The organism is Burkholderia seminalis (assembly GCF_001718535.1).
GTDB classification, from domain to species: Bacteria; Pseudomonadota; Gammaproteobacteria; order Burkholderiales; family Burkholderiaceae; genus Burkholderia; species Burkholderia seminalis.
On the sequence record NZ_CP013398.1, the window covers coordinates 65712 to 85266 of the forward strand.

Sequence of the window (19555 nt, forward strand, 5' to 3'; positions counted from 1 at the left end):
TTGGGGAGATATCGATGGAATTGCGCGCGCTGCGGTACTTCGTCGAGGTGGTTCGCCAGCAGAGCTTCACGGCGGCGGCCGACAAGCTGTTCGTCACGCAGCCGACCATCAGCAAGATGGTGAAGGCGCTCGAGGACGAGATCGGTTCGCCGCTGCTGCTGCGCGACGGCCGCCAGATGGTGCTGACCGATGCGGGGCGGATCGTGTTCCAGCGCGGCCAGGACGTGCTCGCCGCGCAGGCGCAGCTGCAGTCGGAGCTGAACGATCTCGGCACGCTCGGCCGCGGCGAGCTGACGATCGGCATCCCGCCGCTCGGCGGCTCGCTGTTCACGCCGATCATCGCCGCATACAAGCAGCGCTATCCGAACATCGAGCTGAAGCTGTTCGAGCAGGGCGCACGGATGATCGAGGCCGCGCTGACGTCGGGCGAGCTGGAGCTCGGCGGGTTGCTGGAGCCGGTCGATCCCGGCACGTTCGAGCGGCTGCCGATGGTGCGCGCGCCGCTGTGGCTCGTCGCGCCGCGCGAGTCGCGCTGGGAGGACCACGCGGCCGTGCCGCTCGCCGACCTGGCGCGCGAGTCGTTCGTGTTCTATGCGGAGAGCCTCGCGCTGCACGACGCGGTGCTCGATGCGTGCCGGCAGGCGGGCTTCACGCCGTCGATCGTGAGCCGCAGCGGCCACTGGGATTTCATGGCCGCGCTCGTGCATGCGGGCGTCGGCATCGCGCTGCTGCCCGAGCCGTATTGCCGGCGGCTCGACGTGGGCCAGTTCACGTGCCGGCCGATCGTCGAGCCGGAAATCACGTGGGCGATCGCGCTCGGCTGGCTGAAGAAGGGCTACCTGTCGCACGCGGCGCGTGCGTGGCTCGACGTCGCGCGGGCGACGCTGCCGATCGCGCCCGGCGACGATCTGGCGTTCGGCGGGCTGCGGGCGCGGGAGTGACGGCCGGCCCTGCGTGCGGCGCGATCAGACGTGTCGAATCGGGCCCGGATACCGGGCCACCGTGGGGTCGTGCGTGAGTCGCGTGATGCCTTCCGACGTCACCTGGGCAACCAGCAGCCGGTCGAACGGGTCGCGATGCCGCCGTCAGTGCCCCATCGCCGGTCCCGCGCCCTTCCTCGGTTTCGTGATCCACACGAGCGCCGCCAGCGCGATGAACATCACCGCCGACAGGTGAAAGAAGTCGTTGGTGGCCATCATGAAGCCCTGCTGCGTGACGAGCTGGTTGAGCTGCGCGTTGGCCGTCTGCCCGACGATGCCGAGCTGCGCGAGCGCGCCCTGGTAGTCGGTCGTGTTCTGCGCGTAGATGCTCACCGATTCCGACAGCCGCGCATGATGGTAGATCGCGTCGTTCTCCCAGAACGTCGAGCTGGCCGCGGTGCCGATCGCGCCGGACAGCGTGCGCAGGAAGTTCGACAGCCCCGACGCGCTCGCGAGCCGCTCGTCGGAGATGCTCGACAGCGTGATCGTCGTCATCGGCACGAAGAAGCACGCGACGCCGATCCCCTGCACGAGCCGCGGCAGGATCACGTGGTTGAACGGCACGTCGAGCGTGAACGTCGCGTTCCACAGCGACACGCCCGCGAACACGATGAACGCGAAGCTCGCGACCATCCGCAGGTCGAGCCGGTGCATGTTGCGGCCGATCAGCGGCGACAGCACGAGCGCGAGCAGCCCGACGGGCGCGGTCGCGAGGCCGGCCTTGCCGGCCGTGTAGCCCATCACGGTCTGCAGCCACAGCGGGAAGATCACGACCGAGCCGAAGAACGCCATGAAGCCGAACGAGATGATCAGCGCGCCGAGCGCGAAGTTGCGGTCCTTGAAGAGCGACAGGTCGACCACCGGCTCCTTCTCGGTCGCCTCCCACACGAGCATGAACGCGAGCGACACGACGGCGATCAGCGCGAGCGCGACGATGAACGACGAGTTGAACCAGTCGCGGTCCTTGCCGAGGTCGAGCATCATCTGCAGGCACGACACGCCGATCACGAGCAGCGCGAGGCCGATCGCGTCGATCCGCTGCTTCGACGTCTTCGTCTCGCGGCCGCGCAGCAGGAAATACGCGCAGGCCGCGGAGAAGACGCCGATCGGCAGGTTGATGTAGAAGATCCACGGCCACGTGTAGTTGTCGCTGATCCAGCCGCCCAGCAACGGGCCGAAGATCGGCGCGACGATCACCGTCATCGCCCATAGCCCGAGCGCGAGCCCGCGCTTCGCGGGCGGGTAGCTGCGCATCAGGATCGTCTGCGACAGCGGCACCATCGGCCCCGACACGAGGCCCTGCAGCAGCCGGAACGCGATCAGCGTCTCGAAGTTGGTCGCGAAGCCGCACAGCGCCGACGCGATCGTGAACGCGAGCACCGACAGCGTGAACAGCCGCACCTCGCCGACCCGCCGCGCGAGCCAGCCGGTGAGCGGCACCGCGATCGCGGACGCGACCGAATACGACGAGATCACCCACGTGCCTTCGCTGGTCGCGACACCGAGGCTGCCCGAGATGGTCGGCACCGCGACGTTCGCGATCGACGTGTCGAGCACTTCCATGAAGGTGCCGAGCGCGAGCCCGATGGTGAGCAGCGCGAGCGTCCCGCCGGACAGCGGCGCGGGTTCGGCGGCGGGGGAGGCGGCGGATGCCGTGGTGGCGGACATCGGAATCTCCTAGAGGCGGCGCGCACGACGCGCCGGCACAACGCACGGGCGTGCGACGCAGCGCAACCCGGCCGGGTGGAACGAAAAAGGGGAAAAGCGCAGCGCGTGTCCTGTCATCTTCTGCCCAGACAGAGAAATAAGCGAATGCTTAACCTAGACATGGGGCCTCCGCGCGCCTCAGGCGTCTTCGTCGGGTTTCGGGCAGCCGGTCGAGCCGGGCCCGTTGGCGATGAAGCGCTGCAGCAGGCCGGTGAGCGTCGCGAGTTCGTCGGCCGAGAAGCCGTCGAGCTGCGCGTTGAGCACGGTCGCGACCAGCGACGGCAGCGCGCGGGCCGCGTCGGCGCCGCGCTCGGTCAGCGTCAGCTCGATCATCCGGCGATCCTGCTCGCTGCGCGAGCGGGCGATCAGCCCCTTGCGTTCGAGCCGGTCCAGCATGCGCGTCATCGAGCCGCTGTCGTACGACATCTTGCGCGACAGCTCGAACGGCGTGCGCGCATAACCGCGCGACAGCAGCAGGATCACGCCGATCTGCTGCGCGGTGAGGTCGAGCGGCTCGAGCGCGCGATCCATCCGCTCGACGAGCGCCTGCTTCGCCTTCGACAGGTAATAGCCGAGGCTCGTTTCCAGCGCGATGTTCTCGGGATCGTAGAGGCCGCCGGTCATACGATTGCGCGCGCAGCAATAGTGCGTTTCAGGTTAAAACGCGCCCAGTATCTTGAAAAATGATTGCTTAGTCAATATTATTTGAGGCAACCAGTTACGACGTGCATGTTGCACTGCCGGAGACTATGTTCTGACCGATGCGCCCGCGCTGCCGGGCACCCGAGGATGTTCGCGATGCTGTTCCTGAAAAATGCCGCCGGCGCGCTGCGCCGCAACCTGACCGATACCGCTCATCATGTGTTTTCCGGGCCGCACCGCGGCTGGAAGATCGCGCTGTACGTGACGATGCTGGTCGTGCCGGGCGGCTCGCTCGCGGCGCTCGGGTTCGCCTGGTTCGATCATCGCCGGCAGCGCAACGCGAAGGGCGGCGCCCGCCGCACGAGCCAGCCGGCCGCCACGGAGCCGTCGACATGGCGCGCCGCCGCCGAGCCCATCCCGGTGCCGGCGCGCTGCCACTGACGTCGCCCCGCCCCCGTTTTCCCGTCTGATTCGGCCGGGCGCCCGCCGCGCCACGCGTGGCCGGCGCCGCACGCCCGTCTTCCCGCAAGCGATCCGTAATGGCCGGTAAACCGGCCGGCCGCGCCGGTAACACAATCCGGCCCGCGCGCACCGTACCCTTAGGGCTGCGCGGCTTCCCCGCCGTCAGTTACCATTTGTCCGCCAGCGGCATGACGACCGCATCGCGCGACGCCGCTCGCCGGCCGTCACGCCCAGACAGGAAAACCACCATGCCGTACGCCTCCCTCCCGCGCGCCCTTCGCCCGCTGAGCGCCGCCGTCGCCGTCGCGACGGCCGTGCTGCTCGCCGGCTGCGCCGTCGGGCCCGACTACCACCGGCCCGACACGTCGATTCCCGCAGCCTTCAAGGAAGCGCCGGCCGGCTGGAAGGTCGCGCAACCGGCCGACCGCACCGACCGCGGCCCGTGGTGGACGGTCTACAACGATCCGCAGCTCGACGCGCTGATCGGCAAGCTCAACGCCTCGAACCAGACCATCGCGCAATCGGCGGCCGCCTACCGGCAGGCACGCGCGCTCGTCACCGAAGCCCGCGCCGCGTATTTCCCGACGGTCGGGCTGACCGCGTCGGGCTCGCGCGCCCGCACGCCGCGCACGTCGGTGTCGTCGGGCTCGTCGAGTTTCGGCAGCGGGTCGTCCGGGTCGATCAACAACAGCTACAGCGTCGGCCTCGATGCGAGCTGGGAGCCCGACCTGTGGGGCAAGGTGAGCCGCACCGTCAGCGCGCAGCGCGCCGGCGAAGCGGCGGCGGCGGCCGATCTCGCGAACGCGCGGCTGTCGCAGCAGGCGCTGCTCGCGCAGACCTATTTCCAGCTGCGCACGTCCGACGCGCTGCAAAAGCTGCTCGACGACACCGTGAAGTCGTACGAACAGTCGCTGAAGCTCACGCAGAACCAGTACGCGCAGGGCGTCGCCGCGCGCGCGGACGTGATCCAGGCGCAGACGCAGCTGCAGAGCGCGCAGGCCGCACAGATCGACAATGGCGTCGCACGCGCGCAGTACGAGCACGCGATCGCGACGCTGATCGGCGAACCGGCGTCGACCTTCTCGCTGCCGCCGAACCCGCTCGCGGCCGAACCGCCGATCACGCCGGTCGACGTGCCGTCCACGATCCTCGAACGCCGGCCCGACATCGCGGCGGCCGAACGCCGCGCGGCGGCCGCGAACGAGCAGATCGGCGTCGCGATCGCGGCGTTCTTCCCCACCCTCACGCTGTCGGCCACCGGCGGCTTCCAGAGCTCGGTGTGGTCGCAGCTGTTCACGCTGCCGGCGCGTTTCTGGACGGTCGGCCCGCAGCTCGCGGCCACGCTGTTCGATGCCGGGCTGCGCGCCGCGCAGACCGATGCCGCGCGCGCGACCTACGACCAGGATGTCGCCGCGTATCGCCTCGCGGTGCTCACCGCCTTCCAGGACGTCGAGGACAACCTCGCGTCGCAGCGCATCCTCGCGCAGGAAATCGACGTGCAGCGGCAGGCCGTCGACAGCGCCGAACACTCGCTCGCGATCGTCACGAACCAGTACAAGGCCGGCACGGTCGCGTACCTGAACGTGCTGACCGCGCAGACCACCGCGTTCACCGCGCAGCAGAAGCTCGCGACGATCGCCGGCCAGCGGATGGTGTCGTCGGTCGGGCTCGTGAAGGCGCTCGGCGGCGGTTGGGACGTGTCGGACCTCGCGCGCGAGAACGGCGGCATGGCGGCGCCGGCCCCCCTGCCGGCATCCGGCGCGGCCGCGACGCCGCTCGCGCAGAAGTAAGGGCAGCGGGCGACGCGCGGGTCAGCGCTGCGCGTCGCCGAAGATCAGCGACACCGCGTTGTTGCCGATCGGGTGGCCGAGCAGGTTCAGCAGCCCGGCGAGGTTCGCCTGCTGCTCGGGCGCCGCATGCGCGGTGCCGCGGAACGATCCCTGGCCGGGGCCGAAGCTGCCGTGGCCGTCGAGAAACAGCGGGCCCTGCGTCGTCGACAGGTCGAGATCGGCGCCCGCGCCCTTCGCCTGCAGCACCGCGCGGTACGAACCGAGCGGCTTCACGCGCGACACGCGCGAACTCATCGAGTCGATCGTCACCGTCAGCTGGCCGAACGCGTTGCTGCCGAACAGGCGCCAGTCGCTCCAGCCGATCCGCACGTCGCCCTGCAGGTCGAGCGTGTTGAACGGCGTGCCGAGCCCCGCGAGCAGCGATGCGGGCACGGCCATCGTGCCCGCCGACAGCACCGCGCCGCGCCATGTCGCATCGAGCGTCACGGCATCGGGCATCGCCTCGGTCTGCCGCATGCGCATCTGCACGCGCCCCGTCAGCAGCGGCCAGAAGCGCGTGGTCCATTCGACCCGGCCCGGCAGCAGCGTCGCCGCGCTCTGGTCGGCGCCCGGCGCGAGCATCAGCGTGCCCGAGCCGTGCCACAGCGACCCGTCCGGGTCGACGAGATTCACGTGTCCGCCGGTCGCGCGCGCGAACTGCGGCGCGATCCATGCCGCCGGCGCGAGCGCGACGAGCGTCACCGCCGTCGCCAACCCGCCCGCCAGTGCCCACGGCAATACGGCGGCGAGCCGTCTGATCCCCGGCCTCATCGGCCGACCGCCGCTTGCGTCATCCACTGCGTCATTTATTTCTGTACGGAAGGTTGCATCACGGCCGTCAGGTCGACCTGGCCGTCGTCCTTCAGCGCGGTCGCGTGCGCCTCGCCGACCTGCACCTTGAACTGCCGGCGCGCATCGTCGAGCCACTGCGTCCACGCCGGGAACGACACGTTCTTCATCTGCACCTGCACGCCGTTGCCGACGATCTGCACCTGCGCCCCCTGCAGCCCGTGATCGGACAACGACGCGGTCAGCGCGTCCTTCAGCGCGAGGCCGGTCGGCGCGACGCCCTGCGCGGCGGCCGCCAGCGACTTCGCCTCGTTCGCCTGCGCGGTCATCTGCGCGAGTTCGTGACGCATCGCCGGCAGCTCCCGCTGGATTCGTGCTCGGCCTTCCTGCGCGGGCGACCACAGCACCGAATACGCGATCGCAACGGCCAGCACGGCGCCGCCCCAGCCGAGCAGCATCTTCTCGCGCGGCGAGCGCTCACCCCAGAACTGGGCCAGCGTCTGGTTCAGTTGTTCGGTTTTCATGAGCGGCTCCGGATCGTCCATTTGCCCGTGTTGCTGTCGACTTCGCCGGACAGTCCGTTGCGCGCGAGGCGCTGCGTGAAATCGGGATCGACCTTGACCTCAGGCTTGAAGCCGACGTCGAGCCGCCGGTCGTGATAGTCGAGCGACGCGATGCCGTTCAGCGGCAGCGCGCCCATCGAACGCGACAGCCCGCTCGCCAGCGCGAGGAAATCGTTCGGCGACAGCTCGCCGGCCGCCAGGCGAAGCTGGTCGAGCTGGCGCTGCATCTGCGCGGGCGGATCGAGCACCGTCGTCGTCTTCGGGAACGCGGACAGCAGCGTTTCGGTGATCTGCGCGGACAGCGCATCGCGCTCGCGCGACAGCTTCCACCAGTGCAGGTTCATGCCGATCACCGCGACGCCGAGCGTCACCGCGAGGAGCGCGAGCGGCACGCGCAGCCGCTTCACCGTCGCGCGGTCGAAGCGCCACGGCTGCGACTCGAATTCGAACTGGCACAGATCGAACTTCTCGGTGAGCGCGCGGCGCGCGAACGTGTCGAACGGCAGCGGGGCGGCGCCCGGCAGCAGCGCCGCGTCGGACCGGCCGACCGACGCGAGCCGCGGTTCCGCACCCGGTTCGCCGAGTTCGTACAGCTCGACGTCGCCGCCGCGGGCGAGCGCGGCCAGCGTGCCGGCCGCGCGCGCCGCGGGCGCCGCGAAGCCTTCGCCGAGTGCGCCGCGCGCCACCGCGAGTTCCAGGCGCGGCGCACCGGCCGCGGCCGGCTGCGCGCCGGCTTCGACGAGCACCGGTTCGACCGACGTCGCGAGTCCGAGCACCGCGGCAACCGTCGCCGGACGGGCGACCGGCTCGAGCGCCTCCGCGGCGAGCGCGGCGGCATCGGCCGGCGCGACCGGTGCCGGTTCGGCCGACGCGCGCGGCGCCGGCAGGCAGCGCGTCGCGGGCACCGCGCTCAGGTGCCGGTGGCCGGCCGCCGTGAACGCTTCGCAGATCGTGCGGAACCACGCGCGATCGACGACGGCCAGCACGCGGCGCCCGTCGGGCAGCGCGACCGGATCGAGCGCGATGTGGCAGCCGAGCGGATCCTGGATCAGCTGATCCTCGACGATGTTGGGCAGCGCCTGGCGCAGCTTCGGCCCCTTCAGCGGCGGCACGGCCGTGGCCAGCAGCAGCACGTCGCGCGCGGCGACGATCAGCACCGTCGCGTTCGCGCGCGGCAGCAGCGCGAGCGCGGCACGTCCGGCGCGCTGCACCTGGCCGGCCTTGTCGACGAGCGTGAACGGCAGTTCGGGCCACTGCCATTCCTGCAACGGCACGGCAGGCTCGCGCGGCGGCAAAGAAACAATCAACGTGCTCACAAGAGCTCCTCTCCCGATTGGCGTCGTTATAGCTGGTCGCGGATACGCACGACCCGCGTCGAGTGCGTGGTCGGATCACGATACACGAGCGAGGTGCGGTCGACCTCCGCCCGGTCGTGCTGGATCCGGCCATGCACGATGAAATAACTCGAATTGACGTCGACGAGGCTCGAGTCGATCGTCACGTTCGGCGCGCCGGCGCCGCGCAGCGCAAGCTGCACGTCGCCGACGTTCCGGAAAAACACGGTCTCGCGGCGCGACACGAGCGCCTGCGCGGACGACACGCTCATCCCCGGCACCAGCGACGCGATCACTTCGGCCGGCGCGGTGTTCATGTTCACCGGTGTCGTGGTCGGCAGCACGGTGACGAACGGGCGCAGCCGCGCGACCATCTCGGGCGTCACGCCGTCGACGTCGAGCAGACTGTCGACGCTCGTCATCATCAGCGGCGCCGGCCCGCGGTCGCCGCCGGCCATACCGGGATCGTCGGTGAAGCCGCCGCCGCCCTGGTCGGTCGTGACCGGCGCGGTCACGGCGTTCGCCGCGGTACCGCCGCCACCGGGCAGGTTCGGCATCTGGAAACGCGTCGCCGAATGCAGCAGGCCCGCGCGCACCTGCAGCGCGATGCGCTTCGCGAATGCGCCGTCGTAGCCGAGCGTCGTCAGGAGGCGCTGGAAGGCCTGGAGCTGCGTGACGTTCAGTTGCAGCACGCCGGGCGCCGGCGACGACACGAGGTTGCGCAAGTTGAACTTCGCCTGCGCGTCCTCGATCGAGCCGGAGATATAGGTGTCTTCGCCGCCGCTGTCGTTGGGCGCGCCGATCCTGCCGAGGAAATCCGACAGCTTCGTCTTCGCGATCGGCACGCCCCAGATCCCGCCGAGATAGGTGATGCCGGGCGCCGTGTCGCCTTCGGAGCGCAGGATCATCCGCGTCCAGTCGAGCGCGCCGCGCGCGACCCACTGCGCTTGCGCGATCACCCGCTGGTTCTCGATGCGGCGGATCTGCACCTGCTGGCGCCACAGCATCCCCGAGACGAGGATCGCGGACAGCGCGACGACGAGCAGCGCCGTGATGATCGCCGCGCCGCGCTCGCGGCGGGCACGCGTGCGACCGGCGGCGGGGTTGCCGCGGTTGCGGAAGGGCGGACGGGAGCGGCGCGCGCGCATCGTCATTCCCCGACGAGGAAGATGCGCGTGACGGGCACGCGCAGCGACGTCGCGCCGATGCTGACCTGCAGCCCCGTCACCGCGCGCGTCGGCGGCGCGTTGCCGATCTGCGGCACCTTGAGCGCGTCGTTGTTCTGCGCGAGCGCGTCGTCGGCCGTCTGCAGGTTGGTGGTCCAGCCCACGCGCGGCACGTACAGTTTCGCGTCGATCGCGCCGACGCCGCCCATCAGCGCGACCCAGCTCCAGCCTTCGACGCTGCTGTCCTTCAGCATCGTGCGCAGCCGGTTCGCGTCGTCGATCGGCGGCGACACATAGCGCACGACGCGCCCGCCGGCGATCCGGTAGCGGACCACCTGCAGCCGCGGCGCGGCGCCCGGCACCTCGAGTTCGCGCACGATCTGCAGCGTGTTGCCGGCGACGCCGATCGCCGGCTGGCCGGCTTCGTCGTCGGTCGCGGCGAGCCGCGCGTCGATGCGCATCTGGTCGAACATCTGCGCGAACACGCGCTCGTCTTCCATCGCGGCCGCGACCTTGTCGCGGCCGCGCATGATCTGGTCGAGCCCGCGCCACGCGAGGATCGCGACCACCGCGAGGATCGCGATCGCGATCATCAGCTCGATCAGCGTGAAGCCGCGGACGCGGCGGGCGGACGGGCGGCGCATCGGCGCGTCAGAGCGGACGGCTGGTTTCATTCGCGACCACCGTCACCATCTGCGCGAGCACGCCGGATTGGCCGGGCATGCTCACCGAAATCCGGACGCGCCGGAACACCGGGTTCGGCGTCGTGCTCACACGCTGCGTGCAGACGAGCTGCACGTTGCCTTGCGAGCAGTCGAAGCTCTGCTCGCCGACCTCCGGCCATGCGTGCGTGAGCCGCAACTGCGCGAGCGCGTTGTCGGCGCTCCAGCCGGCCAGCAGCCGGCGATGCAGGTCGGACGCGTTGGTCGCCATCGTGCCGACCGCACGGATCGACGCGGCGAGCGCGACCGCGATGATCGCGAGGGCGACGAGCACCTCGATCATCGTGAAACCGCGCGATGAAGAAACGGAACAGGGCAGGCGACGACGCATCGTCATTGCACCTCGTAGCGGCCGTTGCCGGTGCCGACGATCGTCGCGCTGCCGGCGGCCGAATGCAGCGTCACGCGCACCGGCGTGTCGATGCTCTCGGTGCCGAACACGACGCGGCTCGCCTGCGTGTCGGAGCCCGGATAGTCGATCTCGGCGCCGGTGACGCCGCCGTCCCAGTCGCGCGGGCGCAGCAGGTCGTCGCGCAGCGTGCGCCAGCCGTCGGGCGAACTCACGTCGAAACGGAAACCGTGCTCGGTCGGCTGCCACGCGATCGGCCGCGCGCGCACCTGCGCTTCGTCGCCGGCCGTCTCGAACAGCAGCGCGACGCGCTGCGCTTCTTCACGCAGGTCGGTGCGCGGATTGCGCGTCAGCGACAGCGACGCGAGCGACACCAGCAGCCCCGCGATCACCAGCACGACCAGCATTTCGAGCAGCGTGAAGCCGCGCGTGCGACGACGCGGCGCGCGGTGGTTCACCGGCCCGCCGCCAGCACGCGCCAGTACGGCCGACACCGCGCCGCGACGCGCACGGCGATCGCGACCGCAGCGGGAGGTCGTGCGAATGGCGGGCATGAAGAACGGGAGTGAAACGCCGGGCCGATCAGTGCCGGCTTATTGCCACGAACCGATGTCGGTATCGTTGCCTTCGCCGCCTTCCTTGCCGTCGGCGCCGTAGCTGAACACGTCGATCTCGCCGTGCACGCCCGGGTTCAGGTACTTGTAGCCGTTGCCCCACGGGTCGTTCGGCAGGCGCTCCAGGTAGCCGCCGTCCTTCCAGTTGTTCGGGATCGGATCGGTGGTCGGCTTCTGGATCAGCGAATTCAGGCCCTGCTCCTGGGTCGGATAACGGCCGTTGTCGAGCCGGTACAGCTTGAGCGCCTGCATGATCGTGCCGATGTCCTGCTTCGCGGCGATGCGGCGGGCCTCGTCCGGGCGGCTCATGATCTTCGGCACGATCAGCGCCGCCAGGATCCCGAGGATCGCGACCACCACCATGATCTCGATCAGCGTGAAACCGCGCTGACGACGCACGGCCGCGTTGCGGCGAGTGATCCACGTTTGCATGACTGACTACCTCTTCCAAAAAATGTCGTCGATTGAGTGACGCACCCCGCGCACCGGACGATTGCCTGACAGCAAGCTTCCGGTCCCGCGGGCGCGGAGCACGCATTGTAAGGCGCGCATCGTCGAGGGCTTTCACCCAACGCAAATTTCATATACATCCGTACAATAGCGCGCATGAACGCGCTCTCGATCCGGATCCTTTCCCTCGCCCTCTTCGCGGGTTTGTGCGCGACGGCCACCTACTGGGTCGTCACGCTGTCGGCCCGCGAAGCACCGTTGCCCGCCGCCGCCGCGCGGCTGCCGATCCGCACCGAGGACGCCGCGGCGCTCTTCGGCGGCCAGCTCGACAAGAATCCCGTCCAGGACATCCACCTGTTCGGCATTCTCGCGCTCGACCATGGCGGTGCCGCGATCGTCGGCGTCGGCGGCGAACCGCCGCGCGCCGTGTCGCTCGGCGCGGACGTCACGCCCGGCGCGAAGCTCGCCGAAGTCCGCCCGCGCTCGATCATCGTCGACCGCAACGGCGCCCGCGCCGAAATCCAGCTCCCGGCGAACACGCCGTCCCCCGCGATCTACATGCGCTGAACGGCGACGGCCTGACCGTCAGGCCGCCACGTCACTGCACCATGTTGTTCAGCTCGATGATCGGCAGCATCACCGCCAGCACGATCACGAGCACGATGCCGCCCATCGCCAGGATCAGGAGCGGCTCCAGCAGGCTCGTCAGGAACATCGTGCGGCGTTCGAGCTCGCGCGCCTCGCCTTCGGCCGCGCGATCCAGCATCGTCGTCACGTCGCCCGTCGCTTCGCCGGAGCGGATCAGGTGCACGAGCACCGGCGGAAACGTCTTCACGTTGTTCAGCGCCCGCGACAGCGCGGAGCCCTCGCGCACGCGCACGATCGCATCGTCGATGTTCGCGCGCATCGCGCGGTTCGACAGCGTCTCGCCGGCCGCCTGCAGCGCGCGCAGGATCGGCACGCCGGCCGCGGTGAGAATGCCGAGCGTGCTCGCGAAGCGCACCGTGTTGTAGCCGCGCACGAGCTTGCCCGCGAGCGGTGCGGTCAGCACCCAGCGGTCGAACGCGAGCCTCGGCCCGTCGCGCGACAGCGTCGCCTTCACGAACCACACGACCAGCACGACAGCGATCAGGATTGCCCACCACCAGTGCCGCACGAAATCCGACAGCGCCATCATCACGACCGTGAGGATCGGCAGTTGCTGTTTCGTGCTCGCGAACACGTTGACGACCTGCGGGACGACGTAACTCAGCAGGAACGTGACGATGCCGAACGCGATCAGCGTGACGATCCCCGGATAGGTGAAGGCCAGCAGGATCTTCTGCTTCAGCGCGTTGCTCTGCTCGATGTAGTCGGCCAGACGCGACAGCACGATGCCGAGCTTGCCGGTGTGTTCGCCGGCCGCGACGAGCGCGCGATAGATTTCCGGAAAATCGCGCGGGTGCTGGCCCAGCGCATTGGCGAGCGAATGGCCGCCGAGCACCTCGGCGCGGATCGCGGCCATCAGTTCGCGGATGTAGTCGCGCTCGGCCTGCTCGGTCAACACGCCGAGCGCCTCGTCGAGCGGCAGCCCGGCGATCAGCAGGCTCGCGAGCTGGCGCGTGAGGATCGCCTGTTCGCGCTGCGACAGCTTGCGGCCGAACGCGAGCCGCTGCGAACGCGCCCCGCGCGTCGCGCTGGCGGCCGGCTCGACGACGAGCGGGGTGAGCCCCTGCGTGCGCAGCTGGCCGCGCGCGGCACGTGCGCTGTCGGCGTCGATGACGCCTTTCTGCGCACGTCCCGCCGCATCGATTGCTTCGAAACGGAATGCCGGCATCGCGCTATGCGCCTCCCGTCACGCGCAGCACTTCCTCGAGCGACGTCGCCCCCGACGCGAGCCAGCGCTCGGCGTCGTCGCGCAGCGTGCGCATTCCTTCCGCGCGGCCGGCGGCGAGAATCTCGGCATCGGCCGCGTTGCGGTGGATCAGCGAGCGGATCGATTCGTCGACCAGCAGCAGTTCGTATACGCCGCGCCGGCCCGCGTAACCCGAATGCCCGCACTTGTCGCAGCCGACCGGATGCCACACGGTGCGGCCGTCCTCGTGCCGCTCTTCCTTGCAGACGGGACAGAGCTGGCGCACGAGACGCTGCGCGAGCACGCCGAGCAGCGACGACGCGAGCAGGTAGGGCTCGACGCCCATGTCGGTCAGGCGCGTGACGGCGGACGCCGCATCGTTCGTGTGCAGCGTCGCGAGCACCAGGTGGCCCGTCAGCGATGCCTGCACCGCGATCTGCGCGGTTTCGAGGTCGCGGATTTCGCCGATCATGATCACGTCCGGGTCCTGGCGCAGGATCGAGCGCAGCGCACGGGCAAAGGTCATCCCGATCCGCTCGTTCACCTGCGTCTGGCCAATGCCGCCGAGGTCGTATTCGATCGGGTCCTCGACGGTCATGATGTTGGTCGTCGCGGTTTCGAGCCGCGACATCGACGCATACAGCGTGGTCGTCTTGCCCGAGCCGGTCGGCCCCGTGACGAGCACGATGCCGTGCGGGCGGGCGATCAGCTTGTCGAACTGCACGAGCGTGTCGCGGCCCATCCCGAGTGCCTCGAGGTTCAGGCGCTGCGCATCCTTTTCCAGCAGACGCAGCACCGCGCGCTCGCCGTGCCCGGTCGGCAGCGTCGACACGCGCACGTCGACCGGCCGGCCGCCGACGCGCAGCGTGATGCGGCCGTCCTGCGGCAGGCGTTTCTCCGCGATGTCGAGCTGCGCCATGATCTTGATCCGCGAGATCAGCGCGCCGTGCAGCGCCTTCTTCGGGCGGACGACGTCGCGCAGCGTGCCGTCGACGCGAAAGCGCACGACCGACGCATTCTCGAACGGCTCGATGTGGATGTCCGACGCCTGTTCGCGCGCCGCTTGCGTGAGCAGCGCGTTGATCATCCGGATGATCGGCGCGTCGTCTTCCGACTCGAGCAGATCCTCGACTTCGGGGATGTCCTGCATCAGCCGCGACAGGTCGACTTCGCCTTCGACCTCGCCGACCACCTGCGCGGCGCTGCCGTCCTGGCGCGCGTACGCCTGGTTGATCGCCTGCGCGAGCTCGTCGGCCGGCACGTGGTGCACGGCAATCGAGCCGAAGTTGCGCGCGATCTCCGCGAGCGCGGCATCGCTCGTGCGTTCGCTGATCCACACCTCGAGCGTGTCGTCGAGCTGGTGCGCGATCAGCACCTGGCCGCTCTTCGCGAAGCCGTACGGCAACAGCCGCGCGGCGAGCGGCGACGGCGGCTGGCGTTCGCCCGGCGCGCCGTCGTGGGCGGAAGACGCGAGCACGTCGCTCACTGCGAGGCTCCCGGCGTGGCGGTCAGCGGCTGTTGCGGCACCGCCTGCTGCGGCACGCTCTGCGGCTGCGCGGGCGTCGCCTCGGGCAACGGCTGGGCCGGCACCGGCACCACCTGGCGCTGTACCTGCTGGCGACGCATCTTGTCGAGATCGAACAGGTTGCCCGCGGCCGTGCCGCCCTGGCTCGGGCCGATCGGCATCGGCGGGACGACCGGATCGTCCTTGTCGCGGATCACGTTGTTGTCCGACTTGTACGCGCCCGTCACGCCCTGGATGTAGTCGTAACGATTGGCCGTGACTTCCTGCGCGGTGCTGCGATCGGAAATGATGACCGGGCGCAGGAACACCATCAGGTTGGTTTTCGCGCGCACCTTCGATTCGGAACGGAACAGCTGGCCGATCCACGGGATGTCGCCGAGCAGCGGCACCTTGCTGTTCGACACCTGGTAGTTGTCCTGCATCAAGCCGCCGAGCACGATGATCTCGCCGTTGTCGGCCAGGATCGTCGACTGGATCGAGCGTTTCGTGAAGGTCGGGCCGGTCTGCGCGCTGGTCGTGCCGGCGACGACCGCCGAATCCTCGGTATAGAGCTGCAGCTTCAGGATCCCGCCGTCGGTGATCTGCGGCTTCACGTGCAGCGTCAGGCCGACGTCGCGGCGGTCGTACGTATTGAACGCATTGCTCGTCGTGCCGCTCGTCAGGTTCGAATACGAACCCGTCGCGATCGGCACGTTCTGGCCGACGACGATCTTCGCTTCCTCGTTGTCGAGCGTGATCAGGTTCGGCGTCGACAGCACGTTCGCGTCGCTCACGCCCGCGAAATACTGCAGCAGCGCGCCGAGCCCCTGCACGCCGAACATGTTGTGCAGCCAGCCGATGTTGAGCCCTTGGGACAACTGCCCGAGATTGGAGGCCAGGCCGCCGCCGGTGATCCCGCCGGCGGCGTTGGTCAAACCGCCGGCCGTCAGGTTGACGATGCTGTTGCCCAGGCCCAGCCCGGGGTTCAGGTTCGTGCCGCCGAGAAACTGGCCGCTCGCCACCTGCCACTGGATGCCGAGGTTGCCCTGCGTCGTCGAGTTCAGCTCGACGATCAGCGCTTCGATGTAGACCTGCGCACGCCGCGCGTCGAGCTGGTCGATCACCGAGCGCAGGTTGCGGTAAACCGGATCGGACGCGGTGATGATCAGCGAGTTGGTCGCCGCGTCGGCCTGGATCATCCCGCCCGGCTGGTTGTCGTCGCCCTTGTCCTTGTCGCCGCCGAGCAGGCCGCCCGTGCCGAGACCGCCGCCGCCGGACGAGCCGCCGTACGACGAGGACGAAGACGAACCGCCGAGGCCGCCCGACGGCAGCGGCGGGGTACCGGACGTGCCGGTCGAGAAGTTGCCGCTCGACGACGAGCCGCCGTTCTGGTTGAAGCTGTTCGCGTCGTTGGACGAAGCGGACGAGCCGCTGTCGTTGCCGCCCTTGCCGAGCATCCCGCGCAGCGTCTTCGCGAGCTTCACCGCATCGGCGTTGCGCAGCGGCACGACGTGCATGTTGCCGGGCACCGCGCTCGGCGCGTCGAGCTGCTGCACGAGCCGCTTCGCGGCCGCGAGGCGCGATGCGTTCGACGCACGCAGCAGCAATGCATTGGTACGCGGGTCGGCCGTGACCGACACCTTCAGCGTGGCGTCGCTGTTGCCGATCGCGCCCGGATCGAGCATTTTCTGCAGCTGCGCGGCGAGGTCGATCGCGTTCGCGTTGCGCAGCGGCACGACCTGCACCTGCGCGCCCGCGGCGCTGTCGATGCCGGAGATGATCTGCGCGATGCGGCGCACGTTGTCCGCATAGTCGGTCACGACGATCGTGTTGTTCGCCGGGTAGGCCGTCACCGTGTTGTTCGGCGAGATCAGCGGGCGCAGCACGGGCAGCAGGTTGTTCGCCGATTCGTTGTGCAGCTCGAACACCTGCGTGATCACCTGGTCGCCGCGGGCCTGCGGCACATTGCCGACATAGGTCGGCACGCCCTGCAGCTTCGCGTCGGCTTCCGGCACGACCTTCAGCACGCCGTGATCCTGCACGAGCGCGAAGCCCTGCATGCGCAGCGCCGACTGCAGCGTCTTCAGTGCCTGGTCTTCCGGTACCGGCCGTTCGGCCACGAGGTTGAGCTGCCCCTTCACGCGGGGGTCGACGATGATGGTCTTGCCGGTCGCGGCGCCGATCGCTTTCGCGACCTGGTCGATATCCGCATTCACGAAATTGAGCGTGACCTGAGCGTAGGCGGCCTGCGAGACGATGATGCCGGCGACGAGGAGGGTCGTGGCAATGCGCCGCATAACGAAGCGATTTCTTGTCATGGATGAATGGGTCGATGCCGGCTCAGGCCACTTCCGGCGGTAGTGCTGGGATCCAAGTCCGAAAGAGGCGACATTAGCAGTTTTTCATGTCCGAAATATCACATTGATCCGAGGACTGTCTCACATACGACAGGGATCCGGCGAATCGTATGCAATATGTAAGGATGGGGCGGCCCGCCGCATGTCGGCCATCGCCCCCGATTCGCGACGAACCGACATGAAAATGCGGTATAACCGGGCTGCCGTATTCCTGCATGTCGCAATCTGACGGTCTGCCGGTATGATACGGTCGGCGCGTTTCTCGTCGCACTAATAACAGGCACGGGTTTTCCCGACCTTCGCGCAATTCCTTTTCGTTTTCGCACGATGAACAGACGACGGTTCGCTTCGATCGCGTTGATCGCCGCTGGCGCGTGGTTCGCCAGCGCAAACGCTCGTGCGGATTGTTTCGACGAAGCGGCCAGATACCAGCAGGTCAATCCGCTGATCCTGCGCGCGATCGCGTGGCAGGAATCGCGCAACCGCCCCGGCGCGCTGAACAAGAATACGAACGGCTCGGTCGACTACGGCCTGATGCAGATCAATTCGATTCACCTGCCCGCGCTGTCGCGCTACGGCATCGGCCGCGACACGCTGATGGAACCGTGCAAGAACGTCTACATCGCCGCGTGGCATCTGAAGCAGAAGATGAACCGTTACGGCAACACGTGGCAGGCCGTCGGCGCCTATCATTCGGAAACCCCGTCGCTGCGCGACAAGTATGCGCGGCAGATCGCCGGCATCCTGTCGCAGTGGAAGCTGCTGCCGCCCGTGCAATGACGTGGCGCCGCGTCGCGGCCCGACCCGGTGCCGGCCGGCCGGCGCCCGTTTGATGCACAATGCGGATCTCGCGCCGCAACTTCGCCCGTCCGCGGGCCGATCGCGCCCCGGAAGGGCGCCGCGGCCGCTTTTTCATCTTTTCCGTTGGTGCATATCATCATGAATCCGGCAATGAACCAGCCGTTGCCCGTCACCGTGCTGTCCGGCTTCCTCGGCGCCGGCAAGACCACGTTGCTCAATCACGTCCTCGCGAACCGCGCGGGCCTGAAGGTCGCGGTGATCGTCAACGATCTCGCGGCGGTCAACATCGATGCGTCGCTCGTGCGCGATGCGCAGGCGCTGTCGCACGTCGAGGAACGCCTCGTCGAAATGTCGAACGGCTGCATCTGCTGCACGCTGCGCGACGACCTGCTCGTCGAAATCCGCAACCTTGCATCCGAAGGCCGCTTCGACGCGATCATGATCGAATCGACCGGTATCGCGGAGCCGATGCCGATCGCCGAAACGTTCACGTTCGTCGACGACGACGGAGCGTCGCTGTCGTCGATCGCGCGGCTCGACACGCTCGTCACCGTGGTCGACGCCTACAACTTCCTGCGCGACTACGGCTCCGACGACGCGCTCGCGACGCGCGGCATCGCCGCGTCGGAAGACGACGACCGCACGCTCGTCGAGCTGCTGATCGAGCAGATCGAATTCTGCGACGTGCTGGTGATCAACAAGGCGGACCTCGTCGGCGCCGACGATCTCGCCCGCCTGCAGCACATTCTCGCGCGGCTCAATCCGCGCGCGCACCAGGTCGTGTCGACGTTCGGCAACGTGCCGCTCGACGAAGTGCTGAACACGGGCCGCTTCGATTTCGACGAAGCGGCGAACGCACCCGGCTGGCTCGCATCGCTCGATCACGATCACACGCAGTGCGACGACCCCGACTGCCATGACGCACATCATGCGCACGTGCACGGCGAAGCCGACGAATTCGGCATCGGTAATTTTGTTTACCGCGCGCGCCGGCCGTTTCACCCGGCCCGCCTCTGGGCGCTGCTGCATCAGGAGTGGCCGGGCGTGCTGCGCAGCAAGGGCTTCTTCTGGCTCGCGACGCGCAACGACATCGCCGGTTCGCTGTCGCAGGCTGGCGGCGTCTGCCGGCATGGGCCGGCCGGGCTGTGGTGGGCCGCGCAGGATCGCGCGGAATGGCCGGACGATGACGAATTGCTCGGCGAAATCCGCGCCGAATGGCTGGGCGATCTCGACGATCGCGCGGTCGGCGATCGCCGGCAGGAACTGGTACTGATCGGCATCGCGCTCGACGCCGATGCGTGGCGCGCGAAACTCGACGCGTGCCTGCTGACCGATGCGGAGTTCGCGGTCGGCGCGGCGGGTTGGGCCGCGTTCGACGATCCGTTCCCGGCATGGGACGTCGATTCGCACGACGATGACGATCACGGCAACACGCAGATCGTGCACGACTGA

The 19555-nt window shown here is 69.0% G+C and carries 19 protein-coding genes; 6 read left to right on the forward strand and 13 right to left on the reverse strand.

From position 1 onward, the window contains the following. Positions 1 to 14 precede the first annotated feature (14 nt). Positions 15 to 941, forward strand: coding sequence for a LysR family transcriptional regulator (locus WJ12_RS00275; RefSeq protein ID WP_034188209.1), 927 nt, complete (start codon positions 15 to 17; stop codon positions 939 to 941). 144 nt (positions 942 to 1085) lie between these two features. Here WJ12_RS00275 and WJ12_RS00280 read toward each other — a convergent pair whose 3' ends face one another. Both WJ12_RS00280 and WJ12_RS00285 read right to left on the reverse strand, forming a co-directional pair. Beyond that, positions 1086 to 2648 (reverse strand): DHA2 family efflux MFS transporter permease subunit, encoded by a 1563-nt coding sequence (locus WJ12_RS00280; RefSeq protein WP_034188208.1) that lies wholly within the window; start codon positions 2646 to 2648, stop codon positions 1086 to 1088. A 177-nt stretch (positions 2649 to 2825) separates the two neighbouring features. Beyond that, the gene (locus tag WJ12_RS00285) at positions 2826 to 3311 is read right to left on the reverse strand and encodes a MarR family winged helix-turn-helix transcriptional regulator (RefSeq protein ID WP_034188207.1); all 486 of its coding nucleotides are present in this window, start codon (positions 3309 to 3311) and stop codon (positions 2826 to 2828) included. Between the two features lie 174 nt (positions 3312 to 3485). Here WJ12_RS00285 and WJ12_RS00290 point away from each other — a divergent pair, with 174 nt between their 5' ends. Next, positions 3486 to 3770 carry a multidrug ABC transporter ATPase gene (locus WJ12_RS00290; RefSeq protein WP_080287836.1) on the forward strand — a complete coding sequence of 95 codons (285 nt, stop codon included), beginning with the start codon at positions 3486 to 3488 and terminating at the stop codon, positions 3768 to 3770. Between the two features lie 269 nt (positions 3771 to 4039). Next, positions 4040 to 5581: an efflux transporter outer membrane subunit gene (locus WJ12_RS00295; protein ID WP_049030953.1), complete on the forward strand. Its 1542-nt coding sequence runs from the start codon at positions 4040 to 4042 to the stop codon at positions 5579 to 5581. A 21-nt stretch (positions 5582 to 5602) separates the two neighbouring features. Here WJ12_RS00295 and WJ12_RS00300 read toward each other — a convergent pair whose 3' ends face one another. From WJ12_RS00300 to gspG, 8 genes are read right to left on the reverse strand one after another with little or no spacing between them, the layout of a single operon-like run. Further along, entirely contained in the window at positions 5603 to 6391 is a 789-nt protein-coding gene (locus WJ12_RS00300) for a type II secretion system protein N (RefSeq protein WP_034188204.1), read from the reverse strand. A 35-nt stretch (positions 6392 to 6426) separates the two neighbouring features. After that, positions 6427 to 6933 (reverse strand): type II secretion system protein GspM, encoded by a 507-nt coding sequence (gspM, locus tag WJ12_RS00305; protein ID WP_034188258.1) that lies wholly within the window; start codon positions 6931 to 6933, stop codon positions 6427 to 6429. Next, on the reverse strand, positions 6930 to 8288 hold the full coding sequence (gene gspL, locus WJ12_RS00310) for a type II secretion system protein GspL (RefSeq protein WP_059559507.1): 1359 nt from the start codon (positions 8286 to 8288) through the stop codon (positions 6930 to 6932). Before gspL ends, gspM begins: the two co-directional genes overlap by 4 nt. A 26-nt stretch (positions 8289 to 8314) precedes the next feature. Beyond that, the gene (gspK, locus tag WJ12_RS00315) at positions 8315 to 9454 is read right to left on the reverse strand and encodes a type II secretion system minor pseudopilin GspK (protein WP_034188257.1); all 1140 of its coding nucleotides are present in this window, start codon (positions 9452 to 9454) and stop codon (positions 8315 to 8317) included. A 2-nt stretch (positions 9455 to 9456) separates the two neighbouring features. Then, positions 9457 to 10116, reverse strand: coding sequence for a PulJ/GspJ family protein (locus WJ12_RS00320; RefSeq protein WP_034188202.1), 660 nt, complete (start codon positions 10114 to 10116; stop codon positions 9457 to 9459). Between the two features lie 7 nt (positions 10117 to 10123). Further along, on the reverse strand, positions 10124 to 10531 hold the full coding sequence (gspI, locus tag WJ12_RS00325) for a type II secretion system minor pseudopilin GspI (RefSeq protein WP_049029107.1): 408 nt from the start codon (positions 10529 to 10531) through the stop codon (positions 10124 to 10126). Further along, positions 10528 to 11097: a GspH/FimT family pseudopilin gene (locus WJ12_RS00330; protein WP_059559500.1), complete on the reverse strand. Its 570-nt coding sequence runs from the start codon at positions 11095 to 11097 to the stop codon at positions 10528 to 10530. The genes gspI and WJ12_RS00330 overlap by 4 nt, the downstream gene beginning before the upstream one ends. Positions 11098 to 11136: 39 nt before the next feature. Continuing rightward, positions 11137 to 11589 (reverse strand): type II secretion system major pseudopilin GspG, encoded by a 453-nt coding sequence (gene gspG, locus WJ12_RS00335; RefSeq protein WP_034188200.1) that lies wholly within the window; start codon positions 11587 to 11589, stop codon positions 11137 to 11139. 174 nt (positions 11590 to 11763) lie between these two features. On the opposite strand from gspG, the gene WJ12_RS00340 reads away from it, so the two are divergent. Next, positions 11764 to 12174 carry a type II secretion system protein N gene (locus WJ12_RS00340; RefSeq protein WP_034188199.1) on the forward strand — a complete coding sequence of 137 codons (411 nt, stop codon included), beginning with the start codon at positions 11764 to 11766 and terminating at the stop codon, positions 12172 to 12174. A gap of 31 nt (positions 12175 to 12205) precedes the next feature. Here WJ12_RS00340 and gspF read toward each other — a convergent pair whose 3' ends face one another. From gspF to gspD, 3 genes are read right to left on the reverse strand one after another with little or no spacing between them, the layout of a single operon-like run. After that, positions 12206 to 13423, reverse strand: a complete 1218-nt coding sequence (gspF, locus tag WJ12_RS00345) for a type II secretion system inner membrane protein GspF (protein ID WP_034188198.1) — start codon at positions 13421 to 13423, stop codon at positions 12206 to 12208. A 4-nt stretch (positions 13424 to 13427) separates the two neighbouring features. After that, on the reverse strand, positions 13428 to 14927 hold the full coding sequence (gene gspE, locus WJ12_RS00350) for a type II secretion system ATPase GspE (RefSeq protein WP_034188197.1): 1500 nt from the start codon (positions 14925 to 14927) through the stop codon (positions 13428 to 13430). Next, positions 14924 to 17263, reverse strand: a complete 2340-nt coding sequence (gene gspD / locus WJ12_RS00355) for a type II secretion system secretin GspD (RefSeq protein WP_034188196.1) — start codon at positions 17261 to 17263, stop codon at positions 14924 to 14926. The genes gspE and gspD overlap by 4 nt, the downstream gene beginning before the upstream one ends. 366 nt (positions 17264 to 17629) lie before the next feature. Here gspD and WJ12_RS00360 point away from each other — a divergent pair, with 366 nt between their 5' ends. Both WJ12_RS00360 and WJ12_RS00365 read left to right on the forward strand, forming a co-directional pair. Then, positions 17630 to 18082: a lytic transglycosylase domain-containing protein gene (locus WJ12_RS00360; protein WP_034188195.1), complete on the forward strand. Its 453-nt coding sequence runs from the start codon at positions 17630 to 17632 to the stop codon at positions 18080 to 18082. A gap of 159 nt (positions 18083 to 18241) precedes the next feature. After that, complete coding sequence (locus tag WJ12_RS00365; RefSeq protein ID WP_034188255.1) at positions 18242 to 19555, forward strand: GTP-binding protein; 1314 nt, start codon at positions 18242 to 18244, stop codon at positions 19553 to 19555.

Excerpts from the sequence above, each read along its gene's own strand:
- WJ12_RS00275 (WP_034188209.1), top strand. The coding sequence starts at position 15 with ATGGAATTGCGCGCGCTGCGGTACTTCGTCGAGGTGGTTCGCCAGCAG.
- WJ12_RS00280 (WP_034188208.1), bottom strand. The coding sequence starts at position 2,648 with ATGTCCGCCACCACGGCATCCGCCGCCTCCCCCGCCGCCGAACCCGCG.
- WJ12_RS00285 (WP_034188207.1), bottom strand. The coding sequence starts at position 3,311 with ATGACCGGCGGCCTCTACGATCCCGAGAACATCGCGCTGGAAACGAGC.
- WJ12_RS00290 (WP_080287836.1), top strand. The coding sequence starts at position 3,486 with ATGCTGTTCCTGAAAAATGCCGCCGGCGCGCTGCGCCGCAACCTGACC.
- WJ12_RS00295 (WP_049030953.1), top strand. The coding sequence starts at position 4,040 with ATGCCGTACGCCTCCCTCCCGCGCGCCCTTCGCCCGCTGAGCGCCGCC.
- WJ12_RS00300 (WP_034188204.1), bottom strand. The coding sequence starts at position 6,391 with ATGAGGCCGGGGATCAGACGGCTCGCCGCCGTATTGCCGTGGGCACTG.
- gspM (WP_034188258.1), bottom strand. The coding sequence starts at position 6,933 with ATGAAAACCGAACAACTGAACCAGACGCTGGCCCAGTTCTGGGGTGAG.
- gspK (WP_034188257.1), bottom strand. The coding sequence starts at position 9,454 with ATGCGCGCGCGCCGCTCCCGTCCGCCCTTCCGCAACCGCGGCAACCCC.
- WJ12_RS00320 (WP_034188202.1), bottom strand. The coding sequence starts at position 10,116 with ATGCGCCGCCCGTCCGCCCGCCGCGTCCGCGGCTTCACGCTGATCGAG.
- gspI (WP_049029107.1), bottom strand. The coding sequence starts at position 10,531 with ATGACGATGCGTCGTCGCCTGCCCTGTTCCGTTTCTTCATCGCGCGGT.
- WJ12_RS00330 (WP_059559500.1), bottom strand. The coding sequence starts at position 11,097 with ATGCCCGCCATTCGCACGACCTCCCGCTGCGGTCGCGATCGCCGTGCG.
- gspG (WP_034188200.1), bottom strand. The coding sequence starts at position 11,589 with ATGCAAACGTGGATCACTCGCCGCAACGCGGCCGTGCGTCGTCAGCGC.
- WJ12_RS00340 (WP_034188199.1), top strand. The coding sequence starts at position 11,764 with ATGAACGCGCTCTCGATCCGGATCCTTTCCCTCGCCCTCTTCGCGGGT.
- gspF (WP_034188198.1), bottom strand. The coding sequence starts at position 13,423 with ATGCCGGCATTCCGTTTCGAAGCAATCGATGCGGCGGGACGTGCGCAG.
- gspD (WP_034188196.1), bottom strand. The coding sequence starts at position 17,263 with ATGACAAGAAATCGCTTCGTTATGCGGCGCATTGCCACGACCCTCCTC.
- WJ12_RS00360 (WP_034188195.1), top strand. The coding sequence starts at position 17,630 with ATGAACAGACGACGGTTCGCTTCGATCGCGTTGATCGCCGCTGGCGCG.
- WJ12_RS00365 (WP_034188255.1), top strand. The coding sequence starts at position 18,242 with ATGAATCCGGCAATGAACCAGCCGTTGCCCGTCACCGTGCTGTCCGGC.